The 18,349-nt window shown below is 70.2% G+C and carries 23 protein-coding genes; 8 read left to right on the top strand and 15 right to left on the bottom strand.

Annotated features, from left to right (window positions below; all coding sequences use genetic code 11):
* Positions 1-677 precede the first annotated feature (677 nt).
* The 13 genes from VF092_19925 to VF092_19865 form a co-directional block, all read right to left on the bottom strand.
* Positions 678-959 (bottom strand): hypothetical protein, encoded by a 282-nt coding sequence (locus tag VF092_19925; GenBank protein ID HEX6749574.1) that lies wholly within the window; start codon positions 957-959, stop codon positions 678-680.
* 317 nt (positions 960-1,276) lie between these two features.
* Positions 1,277-1,735, bottom strand: a complete 459-nt coding sequence (locus tag VF092_19920) for a DoxX family protein (GenBank protein ID HEX6749573.1) — start codon at positions 1,733-1,735, stop codon at positions 1,277-1,279.
* A gap of 73 nt (positions 1,736-1,808) precedes the next feature.
* Entirely contained in the window at positions 1,809-2,570 is a 762-nt protein-coding gene (locus VF092_19915) for a L,D-transpeptidase family protein (GenBank protein ID HEX6749572.1), read from the bottom strand.
* An 82-nt stretch (positions 2,571-2,652) separates the two neighbouring features.
* Positions 2,653-3,177: a hypothetical protein gene (locus tag VF092_19910; GenBank protein HEX6749571.1), complete on the bottom strand. Its 525-nt coding sequence runs from the start codon at positions 3,175-3,177 to the stop codon at positions 2,653-2,655.
* A gap of 138 nt (positions 3,178-3,315) precedes the next feature.
* Entirely contained in the window at positions 3,316-3,837 is a 522-nt protein-coding gene (locus VF092_19905; protein HEX6749570.1) for a hypothetical protein, read from the bottom strand.
* Positions 3,838-4,276: 439 nt separating this feature from the next.
* On the bottom strand, positions 4,277-4,747 hold the full coding sequence (locus VF092_19900; protein ID HEX6749569.1) for a hypothetical protein: 471 nt from the start codon (positions 4,745-4,747) through the stop codon (positions 4,277-4,279).
* 28 nt (positions 4,748-4,775) lie between these two features.
* On the bottom strand, positions 4,776-5,258 hold the full coding sequence (locus VF092_19895) for a hypothetical protein (protein ID HEX6749568.1): 483 nt from the start codon (positions 5,256-5,258) through the stop codon (positions 4,776-4,778).
* Between the two features lie 70 nt (positions 5,259-5,328).
* Positions 5,329-6,549 (bottom strand): crosslink repair DNA glycosylase YcaQ family protein, encoded by a 1,221-nt coding sequence (locus tag VF092_19890; protein ID HEX6749567.1) that lies wholly within the window; start codon positions 6,547-6,549, stop codon positions 5,329-5,331.
* The gene (locus VF092_19885) at positions 6,549-6,758 is read right to left on the bottom strand and encodes a hypothetical protein (GenBank protein HEX6749566.1); all 210 of its coding nucleotides are present in this window, start codon (positions 6,756-6,758) and stop codon (positions 6,549-6,551) included. The genes VF092_19890 and VF092_19885 overlap by 1 nt, the downstream gene beginning before the upstream one ends.
* Positions 6,759-7,009: 251 nt before the next feature.
* Positions 7,010-7,978, bottom strand: coding sequence for a type I pantothenate kinase (gene coaA / locus VF092_19880; protein HEX6749565.1), 969 nt, complete (start codon positions 7,976-7,978; stop codon positions 7,010-7,012).
* Positions 7,979-8,142: 164 nt separating this feature from the next.
* Positions 8,143-8,634, bottom strand: coding sequence for a hypothetical protein (locus tag VF092_19875; protein HEX6749564.1), 492 nt, complete (start codon positions 8,632-8,634; stop codon positions 8,143-8,145).
* Positions 8,635-9,151: 517 nt separating this feature from the next.
* On the bottom strand, positions 9,152-10,342 hold the full coding sequence (locus tag VF092_19870) for a polysaccharide deacetylase family protein (GenBank protein ID HEX6749563.1): 1,191 nt from the start codon (positions 10,340-10,342) through the stop codon (positions 9,152-9,154).
* Positions 10,343-10,440: 98 nt separating this feature from the next.
* Positions 10,441-11,133, bottom strand: a complete 693-nt coding sequence (locus VF092_19865) for a hypothetical protein (protein HEX6749562.1) — start codon at positions 11,131-11,133, stop codon at positions 10,441-10,443.
* Positions 11,134-11,329: 196 nt separating this feature from the next.
* Here VF092_19865 and VF092_19860 point away from each other — a divergent pair, with 196 nt between their 5' ends.
* From VF092_19860 to VF092_19835, 6 genes are all read left to right on the top strand, one after another.
* Positions 11,330-11,611, top strand: coding sequence for a hypothetical protein (locus VF092_19860; protein ID HEX6749561.1), 282 nt, complete (start codon positions 11,330-11,332; stop codon positions 11,609-11,611).
* Positions 11,612-11,732: 121 nt separating this feature from the next.
* Entirely contained in the window at positions 11,733-12,143 is a 411-nt protein-coding gene (locus VF092_19855) for an endonuclease domain-containing protein (GenBank protein HEX6749560.1), read from the top strand.
* Positions 12,144-12,260: 117 nt separating this feature from the next.
* Entirely contained in the window at positions 12,261-13,163 is a 903-nt protein-coding gene (locus tag VF092_19850) for a deoxyribonuclease IV (protein HEX6749559.1), read from the top strand.
* Positions 13,148-13,675 (top strand): CAP domain-containing protein, encoded by a 528-nt coding sequence (locus VF092_19845; GenBank protein ID HEX6749558.1) that lies wholly within the window; start codon positions 13,148-13,150, stop codon positions 13,673-13,675. Before VF092_19850 ends, VF092_19845 begins: the two co-directional genes overlap by 16 nt.
* Complete coding sequence (locus VF092_19840) at positions 13,672-13,929, top strand: hypothetical protein (GenBank protein ID HEX6749557.1); 258 nt, start codon at positions 13,672-13,674, stop codon at positions 13,927-13,929. Before VF092_19845 ends, VF092_19840 begins: the two co-directional genes overlap by 4 nt.
* The gene (locus tag VF092_19835) at positions 13,929-14,384 is read left to right on the top strand and encodes a YhcH/YjgK/YiaL family protein (GenBank protein ID HEX6749556.1); all 456 of its coding nucleotides are present in this window, start codon (positions 13,929-13,931) and stop codon (positions 14,382-14,384) included. The genes VF092_19840 and VF092_19835 overlap by 1 nt, the downstream gene beginning before the upstream one ends.
* Before the next feature lie 92 nt (positions 14,385-14,476).
* Here the strand turns inward: VF092_19835 and VF092_19830 are convergent, their stop codons facing one another.
* The gene (locus tag VF092_19830; protein HEX6749555.1) at positions 14,477-15,661 is read right to left on the bottom strand and encodes a class I SAM-dependent rRNA methyltransferase; all 1,185 of its coding nucleotides are present in this window, start codon (positions 15,659-15,661) and stop codon (positions 14,477-14,479) included.
* Positions 15,662-15,778: 117 nt separating this feature from the next.
* On the opposite strand from VF092_19830, the gene VF092_19825 reads away from it, so the two are divergent.
* Positions 15,779-17,035, top strand: a complete 1,257-nt coding sequence (locus VF092_19825; GenBank protein ID HEX6749554.1) for a HAMP domain-containing sensor histidine kinase — start codon at positions 15,779-15,781, stop codon at positions 17,033-17,035.
* 77 nt (positions 17,036-17,112) lie between these two features.
* Here VF092_19825 and VF092_19820 read toward each other — a convergent pair whose 3' ends face one another.
* The gene (locus VF092_19820) at positions 17,113-17,607 is read right to left on the bottom strand and encodes an SRPBCC family protein (protein ID HEX6749553.1); all 495 of its coding nucleotides are present in this window, start codon (positions 17,605-17,607) and stop codon (positions 17,113-17,115) included.
* 154 nt (positions 17,608-17,761) lie between these two features.
* On the opposite strand from VF092_19820, the gene VF092_19815 reads away from it, so the two are divergent.
* Positions 17,762-18,028, top strand: a complete 267-nt coding sequence (locus VF092_19815) for a hypothetical protein (GenBank protein ID HEX6749552.1) — start codon at positions 17,762-17,764, stop codon at positions 18,026-18,028.
* Positions 18,029-18,349 lie beyond the last annotated feature (321 nt).

The raw sequence follows: 18,349 nt of genomic DNA, 5'->3' as shown, positions 1-18,349 counted from the left end.
GGGAATTCAGTCTGATGGCGCTCTCCTACAACCTGAGGCGCGTCATCAACGTGCTGGGGGTGAAGTGTCTCCTGGAGCGGCTCAGGAAAAGGCGCGGCACCTCGCGGGGCGTGCTTGCGCCTGCGTGAGCGGCTTTGGGGGCCGTTTTCGGGCTGCACGGCCCCGGGCGAACAAGGAGGCATCCCTGAAGCTATAGGGGGCACTGCAGGTAGTCCCCACAACCGCCCAGGCAGGTGCGAAGAGCCGGCCTCCATGTCGCCCGGAGAAACCGCTCCAGGAGGTTTTTACACAGTCTGGGCCGGCCAGACCGTGATCGCGTCTGCGCCAGAGCGTGCAGGCCGAAGGATCTGTGGCCTGCCCAGCACCGCGATCGGCAGAGACGCACCCATCTTCATCCGACCGAAGTCCCAGAGACGAAACGCCGGACGGCAGAAGCCGCCCGGCGTTTCGCACACCCACCCACCCGATTGTCCGCCCGCCCGACACGGCTGCTCGGAAGTATCCCCGCCCCCGCTCTGGCCGCACCGAACGAGCGAACGCGTGGACTATGCAGCCACGATTCCAGCCGGTCAACGATTCGCCAAAACACCGCCACCGCTGGCACTTCCGTCCCACCGGCAGCCGCTTCGGGACGATCGGTTTCGATAGATGATTGATAGCAATCCCTTTCGTTGACATCAGGTCAGAGGCACCAGGTGAAACTCGGGTTTCTGAACTGTACTCCAGACGCGGTCGAAGTCGTCCGGGTTGATGCGGTTGGAGTGCCGGAGGCGGAGGAGGTGGTCGACGCCGGGGATGGACCAGCGCGCGCCCACGTCCGTTCTCCGGTTGATCTCGCGCATCTCACGCTCGATCACGCTGGTCGTTCGCTCCGGCGGACGGCGGTCCGCCAGGACGTAGGGGGCGACGTTGCCGAGCATGGTCGAAGCCTGCTGGATACTTGTCTCCAGCAAGAGCATGGGACACCTCCCTTTCTTGGCGATTGGGTGTGGTGCCTCATGCTCCTTCTTTTTCCCGATGTCAACAAAACGCTAAGCTGTCAGATCCTTCGGCCTGCAAGCTCTTGCGCAGACGCTGATTACAGTCTGGCCGGCCTCAGGATGACGTCAGCGCGGGAACGGCGTGGGTGCATCAGCCAAGCTCCCGGATCTCGAAGTCGTCGTTGCAGTTACCTCTCCGCGTCGGTGTTGGGAGAGGTCGAAAAACGGAGCGGTCGAGACGGCAGTTTTGTCTCGACCGCTCCGTTTTTCGGGTGAGGGCCCCAGCCGGGCGAGGCCTACGCCACCGCCCGTCGCGTACTCGCGCCGCCTGGATCAACCACCGGCTCCCCGCGCCGGCGGGCGAGGACGGCGTCGAGGCTGTAGCGGCCGCCGCCGCGGGCGGAGAGGTAGAAGAAGACGAAGCAGTAGAGCGCCGCCAGCTCGCCGCGGTTCAGGATCGGCCAGAAGCCCTGCTTCGCGTGCACCAGGAAGTAGGCGAACGCCATCTCGCCCGACAGGATGAACGCCACCACGCGCGTGGCCAGCCCCAGCGCCAGCAGCGGCCCCAGCACCAGCTCCAGCACCCCCGCGAACCAGCTGCGGCTGAACGCCTCGATCGCCCGCGCGGGCTGGTCGGGCGGCGCCAGCACGCCCAGCAGCTTCTGCGCGCCGTGCTGCGCCAGCATCAGCCCCGCCACCACGCGCAGCAGCGCCAGCGTGATCTCCTCGTACCTGCTCATGAAGAACGCAGGCATGCCGTCTCCTCGGTCCGGGTTCGTCATCCGTCGAACGTGTGGCGCGGCGATGGGCAAGCCGCGCGCCCGGACGTCAGGCGCGCGCCGGGAGGCCGAGCGCGGCGGCCAGCGCGGGGTATGCGGCGCGCGGGGCCTGCACCAGCACGGGGCGGGCGCGCGGGTCCAGCCACCGCAGCAATGCTTCGATGTCGGCCGCGTCCATCGACGTACAGCCGACAGTGGGCACGCCCGGCCCCTGCCACACGTGCATGAAGATGCACGACCCGCCGCCCGGCACCGGCGGTGAATCGTTGTGAGACACCCAGATCCCCAGGCGGTACACTCCGGTGGAGAGCCGCATCTCCTCGTGGCTGCTCCAGTCGGGCGCGGGAACGGTGTCCTGGTCCACCAGCCCGCGGTTGTAGAAGCGCGAGCGCGCATCGTCCACGCACTTCACGCTGGGCAGGCTGTGCACGTACGGCAGCCGGATCCACCGCACCGAGTCCGCCGGCGCGTAGCCGAACGCCGGGCCCAGGCGGAAGACGCCCGCCGGCGCCTTCCCGTCTCCCTCGCGCTTCTCCGGCCCGGCGCCGTGGGCGACCTCGATTCCCCGCCCCCACGCCAGCCCCGTGCGCCCCACCATCGCCGCGACCGGCGTCCCCACCGCGCGCCATGGGGACGACGGGGTCGCGCGCTCGTAGCGCTGCAGCACGGCGGCGGTGGAATCCCAGTCCGCGGTCAGCGAGACCACGGCCTGCAGCGGCGCGTCGCCGGACGGGCGCGGCTGGGCGGCGGTTCCGGGCGCGGCGCAGGCGGCGGAAACGGCCAGGAGCAGGGAGATGGAGATGCGTCGCATGCGGCTCGACACGGTTCGGGGGTGATGCGCCAAGCTAACGCATCACCCCCGAAACGTCACCGCGTTGGTGGAGACGGAACCGTCAGCGCGACAGCGCGCCGAACGGCTGCTGCTGGACGCGGTGCAGCCCGGTCGCGATGAAGACACAGAGCTGGAAGCCGCCGGAGCAGGGCCAAGTCACGTTGAGCACGTCGTCCTGAATCCCGTAGCTGTACTTGAATGTGAACCCGCTCGCCGGCTGCAGCACCGGGTCCGGCGACGGCTCCCAGGTGCGGAGGGCGAAGAACTGGCGCTCCGGCCTCAGCGCCAGGACGTGGCCCGGCTGCACGCCCCAGATCCCATCCTCGAAGTACTCGGTGTACGACCGGCCGCTGAGCGGGTCGTACTGCAGCGCCTGCCGCACATACCGCCCGTTCTCCTCGAACGTCCACGTCTCCGTGCGCTCCAGGTCGCGGTTGCCGTCGGGCGTGACCGCGTCGTGGACGATGGCCACGTCCGTCTTCCACGAGCCGGCGAGGGAGCGCGCCTCGACGCTCACGGGCGTGCCGCCGTCGCCGCACGCGGCAAGGGCGACGAGGGCGGCTGCGGCGATCGAATGGAGTCTCATGACCGGACGAGGTTGGCGTGGGCAGATCCGGACCCACCGCAAGAACGTTGGGGAACCGCGAGGATGCACAGGTGCGGGGGTGATGGGCATGCCCACGCATCACCCCCGAACGTCACGGCGTCGATGGAGACGGGAGCGTCAGCGCGGCGACCTTGCGCCGAGAAGCTGCTGGACGCGGTGCAGCGACAGCGGGGGGGTGTGGACGCAACTCGCGTTGGCCGGGCAGATCCAGCTTGCGCTGAGCACGTTCGCGTCGATCCCGAAGCTGTACCTGGACGTGTATCCGCTCGACGCCACCAGGGTGGGATTCGTCGCGGGCTGAAGCGGCGGGGTATAGAACTGCCGTTCGGGCTTCAGCTCCAGGACGCGGTCGGACGCGACCGTCCAGGTGCCCTCGTCCACGTACTCGGTGTACGACCGGCCGCTGAGCGGGTCGTACTGCAGCGCCTGCCGCGAGTACCGCCCGTTCGCCGCGAACGTCCACGTCTCCGTGCGCTCCAGGTTGCGCGCGCCGTCGGGCGTGGCGGCGCCGTTCACGAAGACCACGTCCGACTTCCACGAGCCGACGAGCTCGGCCGGGCGCACCGTGACGGGCGTGCCGCCGCTGCACGCGACAAGGGCGGCCAGCGCGGCGGCGGCGGCGATCGAATGGAGTCTCACGACAGGATGAAGTTCGGGTGAGCAGATCCGGATCTGCCGAAAGAACGTTTGGGAACCGCGAAGCCGTGACAGGCAGGGTGACAAAAGGATACAGATCGCGGGATGCGATACAGCCAGAACGCTCAGACGGTGTTTGCCGATCTCGATATTTCCGGGACACCCTCGCTGTCATCCTGATGAGGGAGGCGCCGCGCCGAACTCGCGTCTGCGTCGATGTTTGGCGCCGACCGAAGGATCTAACCGAGCCCGCGGAGACGCCGGCTCGGCGTCACGGACCTCGCGCATGTCGATGCAAGATCCTTCGGGCGCGCGGAGTTCAGCGCTTATTCGGTTCCGGTGCTCCGCGCCCTCAGGATGACACCCGACGGGGTGTCCGCGGGTTTGGCAACACCTGTCCGGATGACACCCGATGGCTGTCCACAGCATTGACGACAACCGCTCAGGATGGGGCGGCGGGGACGTCGGCGAGCGCGTCCCCGTGGCGCGGGGCGAGGGCGGCCGCGTCCACCTGTGGGCGCAGGCGCGCGATCAGCGCGACCAGGTCGGCGCGGTCGGCCGGGGTGCGGAGATGCGCCTCGAGCACCAGCTCCAGCGCCCGGCGCGCGCACGACGCGGCGGTGGCGGCGTCGCCGGCGGCGCGGTACGCCTCGGCCTCGGCGGCGGTGACCTCGGCCCAGGCGCCCAGGACGTCGGGATCGCCCACCATCTGCCCCGCGGTGACCGAATCCATCCGCGGCGCGATGCCGGCCAGCGGGCCCAGCAGCTCGCCCACGCCCTGCTGCGCCCGCGCCAGCAGCTCGCCCGGCGCGCCGCCCTCCTTCACCTTCCCCATCATCTCCTCCACCAGCCGCCGGATCTGCTCGATCATGCGGAGGATGTAGTCCTTCCTGTCGCGCGAGGTCAGCGGCATGGCGGCACCGGGGGAGGGGGTTGGCCCGTCACGCGCCGGCGGCGGCGCGGCCGGGAAGCTCACGCGCGAACACGTCGTCCAGCAGCGCGCCGGCGCGGCCCACCAGCGTGATCTTCACCCGCGGCCCGGCGGTGACGAAGCTGAAGCGGGGGAAGATGCCGAACAGGCGCCAGCTGCGGCACTCCATCATCTCCTCCCACGGGATCTCCAGCCGCGGCGCGCCGGCGGCGAAGACCAGCACCGGCCTCAGCACCACGCCGCGCGCGCTCACGCCGACGTTCAGGCAGCTGCTGAAGCCCACGGGCAGGCCGAACCAGTTGAAGTAACCCGATGCCCACGGCGCGGTCCACGGCCCTGCGGCGGACTGTGCGCGGTACCTGCGCGCCAGCGCCCGCCACCCGCTCAGCACCGCCAGCAGGTAGGTGACGAAGAGCCACATCCCCGCGAAGAAGACGGGGAAGAGGAAGGGAAGCCAGAGGGGCATCGCGGCGGGCGGAGTGGTCGTCTGCATCGTCGGCTCGGGGTGATGGGGTCCGTCGCACGAATGGAGATACGAAGCGCCCGCGCGCCGGGTTGCGCAACTATTCCGAATCGACGGCGGCCGAGAGCTTCGCGGCGAAGGCGGGCGGGTCGCCGCGGCGCACGGTGATGCGCGGGGTGCCGTGCCACGCCGCGCACTCGCGCACCGCCCGGGCGACGTCCGCCACCAGCGCGTTGGTGGCGCGCACGCCGGGCTCAAGGTGCACGGCCTTGAGCTCGAACACACCCTCGCGGCGGTGCGCCTTGGCGTCCACCCGGCCGACCAGCGCGCCGCGGCGGAGGATGGGGAGGGTGAAGTAGCCGTAGACGCGCTTCGGCGCGGGCGTGTAGCACTCCAGCCGGTAGTCGAAGCCGAACATCTCGCTCCCGCGCTGGCGGTCCCACACCAGCGGGTCGAAGGGGGAGAGGAGCGTCGTCAGCACCGGCCTGATCTCCCCCGCCTCCGCCGACCGGGCGAGGTCGCGGTGGTCGCGATGGACGTACCCCGGCTCCTTCCACCCGTCGACGGAGACTTCGAGGAGCGCACCCTCCGCCGCCAGCTCGCGGACGATGCGCGGCGTCTCCTTCTTCGACATGCGGTACCAGTCCGCCACCCACTTCGCCTTCGCCACGCCGAGCGCGCGCACCGCCTTCAACACCAGCGTGCGCTGCGCCGCCTCTGCCGGCGGGAGCGCGGCGTCGTCCCAGCCGGGGAGAACGCGCTCGCGCAGGTCGTATACGCGCTGGAACCCCTCGCGCCGCGCGATCATCAGCTCGCCGGTGGAGAAGAGCGCCTCGAGGATGAGCTTCTCCAGCTTCCATCCCCACCAGCTGCCGGTGCCGGACCTCGGGGCGCCGAGCTCGGCGGAGCGTACGGGGCCGTTGGCGCGGACGTGGGCCAGCAGGTCGCCGATCTCCTTCGCGTACTTGTCTTCCACCCGGTAGCGCCACCCCATCCAGCTCCGGTCGAGCATCTTGTGGCGGAAGAGTGGATAGTCCTCGATGGGAAGGAAGCAGGCCTCGTGCGCCCAGTACTCGAACAGCGCGCCCTCGGCCAGCAGCTCGTCGAGCCAGCGCGGCTCGTACGCGCCGAGGCGCGACCACAGCACGAAGTACGGGCTGCGGTTGACCACGGAGATGGTGTCGATCTGCAGCGCGCCCATGCGGCGGATGCACGCCAGCACGTCGTGCTTCGACGCGCGGCGGCGGGGGCGGCGGTCCAGCCCCATCGCCGCCAGCATCAGCGCGCGCGCGGATTCGGGGGTGAGGGTGATGTCGGGCATCAACGAAAAGTCAGGTGGGATCTCCGGGATTCGTGCAGCGAGGCGCCCGCGCGCGCCCTCTCCCTGGCGCTTCGCGCCTGTCCCTCCCCCAAAACCGACTGGGGGAGGGACGGGCTCGCTGCGCTCGTGACGTGCGGGTGCCGCTTCACGAGCGCATCGGGCGATCGGTGGGCAATGCCGAGGGATTCGAGCAGGTCGTTCTTCTTCATCATCCGGCGTTTATGGCTTCATCCCCCTGCGTTTGACTACCAGGCATCGATGGCGGCTTCGACAGGCATCCTGCCCGCCCCGGCTGGCCCCCTCCCCCGGCCCCTCCCCCGCTTCGCAGGGGAGGGGAGAACTCAGCGCGGGCTCGGGATCCGTCGCGTCGCACCCTATCTCCACGCACTCCCGCACTCCCGCACTTTCGCACTTTCGCACTTTCGCACTTTCGCACTTTCGCACTCCCGCACTTTCGCACTCAGAGCTTCCGCAGCCACACCCGCTCGATGCGATGGTCCTTCCCCTTCTCCAGGATCAGCCGGGCGCGCTCGCGGGTGGGCTCGATGTTCTCGCGCAGGTTCACGGCGTTGATGGTGGCCCACACCTGGTGGCCGAACTCCATCGCCTCCTGCTCGCTCATCCCCGTGGCGTACTGGTGGAAGAACGACGTGGGGTCGCGGAACGCGGTCTCGCGCAGGCGCTGGAAGCGCTGCAGGTACCACGTCTCCAGGTCTTCCTCGCGCGCGTCGATGTAGATGGAGAAGTCGAAGAAGTCGGACACGAACACCCGCGACGGCCGGTCGGCGGGGCCGCCCGTCTGCAGGACGTTCAGCCCCTCGAGGATCAGGATGTCGGGGCGGCGCACCACCAGCTCCCGCCCGGCCACGATGTCGTAGATCAGGTGCGAGTACACGGGCGCGCGCACCTCGGCCGCGCCGGACTTGAGCTCGGCCAGGAAGCGCACCAGCCGCCGCACGTCGTAGCTCTCCGGGAACCCCTTGCGGTGCATGATCCCGCGCTCCTCCAGCACCGCGTTGGGAAAGAGGAAGCCGTCGGTGGTAACCAGGTCGACCTTGGGATGGTCCGGCCACCGCGCCAGCAACGCCTGCAGGATGCGCGACGTGGTGCTCTTTCCTCCGGCCACCGAGCCCGCCACGGCGATCACGTACGGCACCCTGGCCGCCGGGCTCCCCAGGAAGTTGTCGGTGACGCGAAAGAGCTGCTGCGTGGCCGCCACGTACAGGTTCAGCAGGCGCGAGAGGGGGAGGTAGACCTCCATCACCTCGTCCATCGACACGTGCTCGTCGGCGCTGCGCAGCGCGTCGAGGTCGGCCTGGTCGAGCGTGAGCGGAGTGGCGCCGCGCAGCCGCGCCCACTCGTCGCGGCTGAACTCGATGTGCGGCGAGAACCCGCCGTCGCCCGCGGCGCTGCCGATGGGATCGGACATGGAGACGGAAGTGCGTGAGTGCACGGGTGCGTCGGTGCGTTGAGCGGGAGGTCGACGGGCACTGAGACTACGCGGGCGGAGATGATGGTGCCAGTGCGAAGGGGCGGCCTCTCGTGCGAGAGGCCGCCCCTGCAGGAGTACCGCCAGCTGTTCCCTGACCCCTGTCAGGGTCGCAGCGACAGCCCCACGCCGATGCCCACGTACTGCGCGTCGCCGACTTTGCGGAAGCGCGCGAGCGGGGTGAGCGTGACGCCGGTGCCCACCGGGTACTCCGCGCCCAGGCCGAACTCGAAGCCGGTCTCGTCGTGGAAGAGCACGCCGAACTGTCCGAACGGCGTCCACACCCCGGCGCCCGTTCCCAGCAGCACGCGGCCGCCCAGGTCGAAGCCGTCGTCCTTGGCGTTCAGGTCGGTGTCCTTCACGTCGAAGCTGAACTGCGAGTAGCCGCCGTAGATGGCGAAGTTCGGCGTCAGGTCGATGGCGCCGAACACGCCCCACCCCACGCCCACGTCGAACCCGTCGGCGAAGTCGCCGGTGGGGATGCCGGCGTCGATCCGCGCCTCGATCGAGATCGGCAGGTTGCCCTGCGCGGAGGCGTGGCCCGTGCCCGCGGCCAGCGCGGCGGCGGCGAACAGACCCACGATGGCTTTCTTCATGGCCTGGAATCCTCGGAGTTGGTCGGGTTGGGTCCGGCGCCTGCGCGCCGCGGTCGGAGCACCGCGCCCCCGCAGAGGCAAGCATCGCTCCGATGCCGCACCGCAGATGCAAGTGGTGGCGCGGCAACAGCGTAGCCTCCGCGCGCGAACCCCCGCAAGCGCGCCGCCGGACGCGTTTTGTCCGCGCGCATGGACGGCGCGTGTCACAGCGAGGCGGCAGGATCGAGGGGATTGGAGATCGCGGGATTGGAGATTGGAGATTGGAGACGGGCGAATGGAATTCGCGGCAACAACGGCCCGAAGTTCGCCTTCGCGGATTCCCGCGGACGCATCCGCGCGGGTGATGAGCTTCCGATCATGAGAAGGAACGCGGGGCAGCCGATCGGCCACCCCGCGCCTGCGTCATCGCCCTCGAAGTCCGCGAAGGCGGACTGTGTGTCGTTGTAGCCGCGAGTTCACTCGCATCCTCCCCAAAATCCATCTCCCGCACCCTGCTCGCCACTCAGCACTCAGCACTTCACCGCCCCGTCTTCGTCGCGCCCGCGGGCGGCGGTGCGGCCGTCGGCGCGGCGCCCGCGGGGGGTCGCGAATCGGCGACGACCTGGCTGCGGCGGCTGCCGATGTTGCCCAGCTTGGCCGCCTCGCGCTGGGGATAGCTCACCACGTTGGGGTCGCCGTCGGAGACGTAGCGCTCCTGCGGGTGCTGGTCCCAGTACGCCAGCTGCCGCTCGATCGCGCCCGGCGCGGCGATGAAGCGGTCCACCGAGTGCGGGTCCCACGCCCTGTCGAACGGCGACACCTGCGGCCCTCCCGACACCTCCAGCACCACGTTGTAGCTGTACGTCTTCGTACCGCGATACGTCCCGTGCCACGCCAGCGGCCGGTTCTTCGGCCACAGCCCCAGCGGCAGCGCGAAGGTGGTGATCTTGTAATCCGCCGGCAGGTAGTGGGAGATGGAGTCCTGCCCGCCGCCGATCTGCTCCTGCACGAAATTGTCGGGATACTTCGAGAGCTGCGCGTGCCACATGGTGTGGTTGCAGATCTCGTGGCCGTTCTGCACCAGGAAATCCACCTTCTTCTTGATGCTGGCCTCGCGCTGCTCGCGCGGCACCTCGTTGCTCTTCTTCTCGCCCCAGAAGTTGGAGGGGTACGTCGCGCCGGGGAGCACGCACCAGGTGCCGCCGCCGCGCCACGCGGGGTTCTGGCGCCGGAACGCCTCCCACATCCCCACCATGCTGTGCGGGTCGATGCTGCCATCGGGGAGATAGTAGAACTGCCCCTGCGACGAGTCGTCGAACACGAACACCACCGGCGACGTCCCCGCCGGCAGGTTGATGTTCCCCTCGGCCACCTCGCGCATGGTCACGGGGCGGTAGCCGCGCTCGTACAGCATGCGCAGGTCGTTGCGGAAGTGCTCCTCCGAGCGGTACCACTCGCCCTCGTTGGGGCCGATGCGGTGGTACTCGAGGACCAGGAAGCGCCCCAGCTCGTTGGGCCCGGTGCTGGCCTTCGGGCCGTTGTCCTCGCCCGGCGCGGCGGCGGTCTGCCCGCCGGTGCCCTGCGCCTGGCCCGTGGCGGTGTCCGCCTTCCCCGTGTCGCGCGGCGCGTTGGCCGTGCCGCCCTTCTCCCCGCTGTCGCCGCCGCCGCACGCGCCGAGCAGAAGCGCGAGCGCGGCCGCCGCGGCCGCCTGCCTGGTGAGCCTCGTCATCGTCCCCCGTTCCGTATCCCCAGTCGTGGTATCGCGAAAAGCACCCCGCGCCCGATTCGCGGTGGGCGCGGGGTGCAAGGTCCATGCTGGCCCGCCGGTCACCCCGTGGCGCCGGAGGCCTCCGCTTCCGCCGCGGACGCGTCCTCCGAACCCGAAGTCTCCGCCGCCGGGGAAGACGGCGTGCCGCTCTCGTCCTCGTTCAGCCGCGGCAGCTCCGACTCGGCCAGCCGCGCCAGCACGCGCTGGTAGACGATGCGCGCGCGGATCTCGGGCAGGTTCAGCCGCTCGACGTAGAGCTCCACCGCGCGCGTGGGGTCCACCTCCTCGTCGAGGATGCGGATGAACTCCTCGGCGTGGCGGGCGTGCGCGTCGGCCAGCTTCTCCTCGGCGCGGGCGGCGGCCAGCTCCAGCCACAGCCGCTCCTCGTCGCTGCGCTTCTTCTGCCGCTGGATGAAGCGCAGCGCGCCCAGCGGCGTGGCGTAGCGCCAGTCGAACCCCCAGCCGCGCGTGCCCTCGCGCGCCAGGTCCTCGGCCACGTCGCCCTCGTCCATCAGCGCCACGGAGCGGGTGCCCACGGCCTCGGCATCTTCGCCCTCCAGCCCCATGCTCTCCAGGTAGCGGTCGATGGCTTCGTCGAAGGGCATGCGCGGGGCCAGGATGCCGATGAGGTCGGTGGCCAGCCGCGCGTGCACCTCCACCAGGTCCTCGCGGGCCAGCGCCTCGGCGCGCTCCAGCTTGTTCTCGGTGTCTTCGGGAAGGCGCTCGAACCAGAGCGACACGGGCGAGGGCATGGGCAGGGTCCCAGGGTTGATGCGGGCGGCGTTTGCCGGGCTCTCCGGCCGCCGGTTATGTTGCTGCGGCGCCCCGGAAAGCGGCGCCCCGCGCGGGCGGACGAAGAAAAGATGCACCCTTCGCCGCCCCGCGACAACCGCCCCGCCACGCGACCATCCAGGGCGGGGGAACGAGCGAATCTGGGAGATCGAAGACATGGCTCTTTCGCGGAGCTCCTCGTGGAAGGAGCACCGGCTGGCCAACCGTCTGGAGGTGGACGGCGCCGAGTACAGCGTGGACCTGGTGGCGCGGAAGGCCACGGGCGTGGAGGGGTGGAAGGTGACGGTGGTGTTCCTACCCCGGGCGACGGGCGGGCAGGAGGTGAAGACCGACCTCCCCAACGCCGCCTCCACCGCCGAGGTCCGCCGCCTGGTGACCGAGCTGGAGGGGAACGAAACCCGCCTGCGCGAGATCTTCCACGGCCAGCTGAAGGGGTGACAGACCTCGTTTGATAGAAGAGCCCCGGTGCGGCCGCGGCGCGGAAGCCCTCTCCCCCCGCCCCCCTCCCCCAAAACAGCCTGGGGGAGGGGGAGACCTGAACCCCGAACGCGGCTTTCTGATGCGATTCCGGAACCGTCGAATCAGGGGGACGACGCAGGAGCTCGACGAGGCCGCACGGGAGATGCGGAAGAAGTCGACGCCGGCGGAGGACGTGCTCTGGCAGCGGCTCCGGCGCGGCGCGCTGGACGGCTACCGCTTCCGCCGGCAGCACGCGGTCGGACGCTTCGTCCTCGATCTGTACTGCGCCGAGCGGAAGCTGGTGGTGGAGGTCGACGGGAAGTACCACGACGAGGAGGAACAGCGCCTCCGCGACGAGTACCGCACCCGCGCGCTGGAGCAGTCGGGCTTCAAGGTGATCCGTTTCACCAACGAAGAGGTGCTGACCGACCTCGCATCCGTAGTCGGCCGGATCACGGAAGCGCTGGGTTCCCGCACCGAAGCCGCAGATCCGTCCGAAGCAGACGAATGACAGATCCCGATCTCCCCCCTCCCCCAGGCTGTTTTGGGGGTGGGGGGTCGGGGGGGAGAGGGCCTCCGCGCCGGGCGAGCACGGGGACCATCCATCAACCACGAAATCTCGGTCGAGATGACCCACATCTTCGGCACGCACGCGGTGGACAACGGCGGGATCGACATGGCCGCGCGCCGCGCCGCCGCCGCGGGGCTGCAGGCGGTGCAGATCTTCACCGCCAAGCCCACCTTCTACGGCGACAGGTCGGGGATCAACCCCAAGCGCGTGGAGCGCTTCCACGCCGCGCTCGAGGAGACGGGGATCAGGCCCGAGCACGTCGTCGTCCACGGCGCCTACGTCCTGAGCGTGGCCACGGCGGACCCGGCGAAGTGGGAGCGCGCGGCCGCCGGGCTGGCGAAGGAGATGGAGCGCTCGAACGCGCTCGGGGTCGGTGCGGTCTGCTTCCACCCCGGCTCGGCCAGCGACGGCGACACCGCCGCCGCGGCCGAAAGAGTGGCCAGGGCGATCACTGCCGCACTCCGCAATGCACCCGGCAAAACGCGGCTGCTGGTGGAAAACACTGCCGGAGCCGGAAAAACTTTGGGGCGCACCGCCGCCGAGGTGGCCGACATCCTCCGGCACGTCCCCGACGAGCTGCGCGAGCGCACCGGCTACGGTCTGGACACCTGCCACCTGTACGCTTCTGGCTACGACATCTCCCAGTCACTACAAGCGTTTTCGGAAATCCTCGACGAATTCGAACAGGCCGCGGGCGAGCGTCCGGGCTTCTTCCACCTGAACGACAGCGAGGGCGCGCTGGGCAGCAATCGCGACCGGCACGTGCTCCTGGGAGAGGGCCAGATCGGGCGAGATCCGTTCGCATGGCTCCTGCATGACAGTCGCAGCCAAGGCATCCCCCTGATCCTTGAAACGCCACAGCAGAACTACGACGTGGCGGAGGAGGATGCGTCCGCGGATCCGTACGATCTGCGGATGGCTGCACTGCTGAAGGAGCTGCAATCGTGGAAAGGAGCCTGACCAGGCTGCCGGTTCTCTTCGCACTGGCGCTGGCGCCGGCGGCGTGCGTGCCGGCGCTTCCCGCCGCCATGGCGGGCGACGGCCCGTCGCCGGGCGGCGGCGGAAGCGCGGTGCGCTACGAGGCCGGCCCCGCGGCGGGCTCCATGGTGGCCGAGGTGGAGCGGCTGATCAACGCCGACCGGGCGCGCGTGGGATGCCCGGCGCTGCAGTGGGACGGCGCCGCCGCCAGCGCCGCGCAGGCGCACAGCGACGACATGGCGCGCCGCAACTACTTCTCGCACACCTCGCCCGACGGACGCACCGTGGTGGACCGGATGCGCGCGCAGGGCGCCGACTACCGCTCGCTGGGCGAGAACATCGCCATGGGGCAGCGCACCGCCGCCGAGGTGGTGCGCGGCTGGCTGAACAGCCCCGGGCACCGCGCCAACATCGAGAACTGCCGCTACACCCGCGCCGGCGTGGGCTTCCGCGAGTACCGCTGGACGCAGGTGTTCTACACGCCGCCGCGATGAGCGACGAGGTGCGCCGCCGCCGCGAGCTGCGGCGCCGGTTCCTGGAACGGCTGTACGAGCAGAGCGAGCAGGGAGAGAGCGAGTACCAGGACGGATACGAGCTGGCGGCGGAGCTGGGGATGACCCGGCAGGACGCCGAGCGGGTGGTGCGCTACCACGAGGACCTGGGCTTCGTGCGCAAGTCGGGAAGCCACGGTTTGACGGTTCGCATCACCGCGCAGGGGATCGACCACGTGGAGACGGGCGGCGGATGATGATCCTGACCACCCTGGCCACCGCCGAAGAATACGCCACGCTGGCGCCGGGCATCGATGCCGGCCTGGCGTGGCTTCGTGCATTCGACCCCTCCCTCGCCGACGGGCGCCACGCCATCCACGGCGCCGACGTGTTCGCGCTGGTGTCGAGCTACGACACCGGCCCGGCCACCGAGAAGCGCTTCGAGTCGCACCGCGCGTACCTCGACATCCAGTACGTGGCCTCGGGCGCCGAGCGCATCCTGCACGCGCCCACCCCGTCGCTCGCGGTGGAGACGCCGTACGACGCCTCGAACGACATCGTCTTCTACGCCGAGCCGAAAGTGTCCAGCTCGCTCCTCCTGCGCGCCGGTGACGTGGCCTTCTTCTTCCCGCCCGACGGCCACAAGCCCGGCTGCATGGCCGGTGGCAGGGACGCGGTCCGCAAGATCGTGGTGAAGGTCCGGCTGACCTGATGGTTCACGCAGAGGGCGCAGAGGACGCAGAGAATAACTCGCTGTTCCTCTGCGTCCTCTGCGCCCTCTGCGTGAGATTGAAGTTGTCCGTTCTATCCCACGCGCCCGAAGAAGGCCTTGAGGTAGGCGGTCTCGGGGATGGCGGGGTGGATGGGGTGGTCGGGGCCCTGGTGCCCCTGCTCCACGATCTGCAGCGAGCGGCCGCGGTGGCGCGCGGCGCGCAGCATGGCGTCCTGCAGCGCCTCGCGCGGGAGATGGTACGAGCAGCTGGCGGAGACCAGGATGCCGTCCTGCCGCAGCACCTCCATCGCCAGCTGGTTTACCCGGCGATACGCCTCCTCGCCCGCCTTCTGGTCCTTCCTGCGCTTGATGAACGCCGGCGGGTCCAGCACCACCACGTCGAACTTCTCCCCCTCCGCCGCCATCATCCGCAGCACGTCGAACGCGTCGCCGCGGCGGGTGGAGACGCGGTCGGCGGCGTCGTTCAGCGCGGCGTTGCGGGCGGCGTGCTCCAGCGCCTCGGCCGACGCGTCGACGCAGACCACGTGCTCCGCGCCCGCGGCCGCCGCCTGCACGCCCCATCCCCCCACGTAGCTGAACACGTCCAGCACGCGCCGGCCGCGGGCGTACGCCATCAGCCGCGCGCGGTTCATCCGGTGGTCGTAGAACCACCCCGTCTTCTGCCCCGCCATCGGCGCCTCGAAGCGCACGCCGTTCTCCTCCAGCGGCACCACCTCCGGCACCGCGCCGAACGCCGCCTCCACGTACGCGTCCAGCCCCTCCAGCGCGCGGCCGGACGCATCGTTGCGGAACAGGATCCCCGCCGGCGAGATCGTATCGCGCAGCGCCTGGACGACGTCGTCCTTCACCCGCTCCATCCCCGCCGTGGTCAGCTGCACGACGACGTGGTCGCCGAAGCGGTCGGCGACGAGGCCGGGGAGGCCGTCGCTCTCGCCGTAGGCCAGACGGTAGTAGGGGCGGTCGAAGAGGAGCTCGCGCAGGGAGAGAGCACGCGCCAGGCGGCGCTTGAGCAGCGCGCGGTCCAGCCGGGCGTCGCGGTCGCGGCTCACCAGGCGCACGGCGATCAGCGAGCGGGGATTGACGTAGCCCATCCCCAGCGGCGCGCCGCGGGCGTCCTGCACCTCCACCGCGTCGCCGGGCGCGAAGGCGGTGAGCGGCGTCCGCTCCACGTCGACCTCGTTGCTGAACACCCACAGGTGACCGGCACGCAGCCTGCGGTCTTCGTTCTTCCTCAGACGTAGCGGCGGAAGGCTCATCCGGCGGCTCCCCTGGTCCGTCCGCGTCCGGCGGTGTTGCCGGCGCGGGGCGGAGAAGATACAACCGGGATGCCGCCGCGCCACCGCCGCTCCCTTTCATCCCTCCGGCTCATCCATATGGCGCAGGAGACCGTTGCCGTCCCCGATGTCCCCGCCGCCCCTTCGCCCGACTCCGACGGCGAGGACCCCGACCCGCGCGTTCGCGAGCTGAAGATCCTGCGCGGCGTGGCCGTGGCCGCGGCCGACACGGTCGACCCGGCGGAGATCTTCGACCTCGTCTGCCGCGCGCTCCCCGATCTGCTGGGGGCCGATTTCGCGCTGGCCATGCTCCCGCTGTTCGACGCGCCGCGCGAGTGGTGCGCCGACCTCGAGCCCCCGCGCGAGGCCGTGGATCGTCTCCTCCAGCTGCTCGACGAGGCGCGCGGCGCGGACGCCACCATCGCCGCCGCGCGGGGGGACGCGGGGCTGGCGGAGGTGAAGCTCGTCGCCCCGCCCTTCGGCGCGGCCACGGCGGTGGCGGTGCCGCTGCGGGGCGAGGGGCCCGGCGGCGGCGCGCTGCTCGTGGGCTGGCACGGCGAGCGGGCGCTGGACGAGCGGACGGTGCGGCTGGTGGAGACGGTGGCGGCGCAGGCGGCGGCCGCGTTCCGCAACGCGGCGCGCTACGAGGCGCTGCGGCTGGCGGCCGTGCGCCGAGAGCGCTTCTTCAGCGCCATGAGCCACGACCTGCGCACCCCCATCACCGCCATCATGGGCTACAGCGAGCTGTTGCAGGACGGGATCATGGGCGACCTCGATCCCCACCAGCAGGAGATGGTGGAGCGCATCTGCCAGGTCAGCGGCCACCTGGCGCAGCTGGTGAACGACGTGCTCGACATCGCCAAGCTCGACGCGGGGCGGATGGAGTTCCACCGCGAGCCGGTGACCCTGGGCGAGCTGGTGGACGAGGCCACGGTGGCGGTGGAGCCGCAGGCGCGCAGCAAGGGGCTGGAGATCAGGCTGGAGATCGACGGCCACGGCAACGCGGTGCTCGACGTCGACGCCGGGCGCGTGCGGCAGATCCTGGTGAACCTCCTCTCCAACGCGGTGAAGTTCACCGAGACGGGCGCGGTGACGCTGGAGGCGGCGGTGGAGACGGGGCGCAGCTGGATCCGCGTCTCCGACACCGGCCCGGGGCTGCCGGAGGGAGCCGAAGAGACGGTGTTCGAGGAGTTCCTGCAGATCGCCAGCGGCACCAAGGCCAAGCGCGAGCCGGGGAGCGGCCTGGGCCTCGCCATCGCCCGGCGCCTGGCCCGCGCCATGGGCGGCGACCTGACGGCCACGAACCGCGAGGAGGGCGGCGCCGCGTTCACCCTCCACCTCCCCGGAGAATCCTGAGTATCGTTGGGCCCCGGCGATCTTTTTTTCTCACGCAGAGTCAGCAGGGTTAGCAGAGAACTGAAGCTGTTTCTCTGCTAACCCTGCTGACTCTGCGTGAGCTGATTCGTTTCTTCGACCAGCCGCGCGAGGTTCTGGAGCGACTGGCGGCAGCCCTCCTCGTTGTCCTCGGGCCGGATGCCGGGCGGGATGTTCTCGCACAGCAGCGTCACCTCCGTGCCGCCGCCGGCGTCCGCGAAGCTCGTCGTCATCCTCATCTCCCCCGCGAACCGCGGGTCGGGCGACTCGAACTCCACGATCTCCACGATCCGTTCGCCCGGCACCAGCGCTTCGAATCGCCCCCCGAAGGTGTCCGTGTCGTCCGACGACTTGCCGCCGGGGCCCTGCGCCGGGTCGCGGTAGGTGAGCGACATCCGGTACCGCCCGCCCTCGCGCGCGTCGAACTCGTGCACGCGCGCCGTCATGTTCTCCGGCGCGCGCCACGCCGCCAGCGCGTCGGGGTCGATGCACGCCCGGTAGACGGCGGCACGCGGCGCGCGGATGATCCTCGATACCTTCGTGGTCGCCGGCATGGCGGTGATCCGGGGGTGGGAGATTGTTGTCGCGCGATCACTCTACGGCTCGCGCGGACCTCACGGGAGATGTAAGATGCGACGCAGGCCGCGCGTTCTTCGTGACACGCGCGGCGAGCGCGGCGATGCGGACACCAGAACCGAGGAGGGCCGGATGCGGAGGATCGGCGGATTCCTGGCGGTCGGAGCGGTGATGCTGGCCACCTCCGCCTGCGCGAACGGGTTCGCGTTCGCGGGGTTCCGGCCGAGCGAATCGTGCTCGGTGACGCAGGCGCGCGCCTACCGCGTGAGCTCGATCATGTCCACGCGCAGCCAGGTGAGCGCCGTGCAGGCGCGCTACTCGTACAACGCGCGCTACGTGGGCCCCCTCCGCCAGCAGGAGGGATGGAAGTCGCTGGCCTCCGGCGAGTGCCGCCGCTGACCCCACCCGATCGCGATCCACGCGCGACGAGGCGGCCTCCCAGCGAAGGCCGCCTCTTTCGCGTTTGGGAGCTCTGAAAAGAAAATAGCCTCTAACAGAGGACACGGAGTACACAGAGGAAAGAGACGGTCGTGATGAGTTCCTCCGTGACCTCTGTGTCCTCTGTTAGAGCCCTGTTCTTTGTTGGTTCGCTTAATCCCCCGCTAACCAACGCTCCTCCGAGGCCGAGTGTAACTACAAGCAGTGCAACCAGATGTGGGTTGCGATTCCACCCGGTACGAGAGGAACTGAAGATGAAGATCCGTTCGTTCGCACTCACGC

It is taken from the genome of Longimicrobium sp., assembly GCA_036377595.1.
Lineage (GTDB): Bacteria > Gemmatimonadota > Gemmatimonadetes > Longimicrobiales > Longimicrobiaceae > Longimicrobium.
This window is presented reverse-complemented; position numbering and strand designations above follow the sequence as displayed.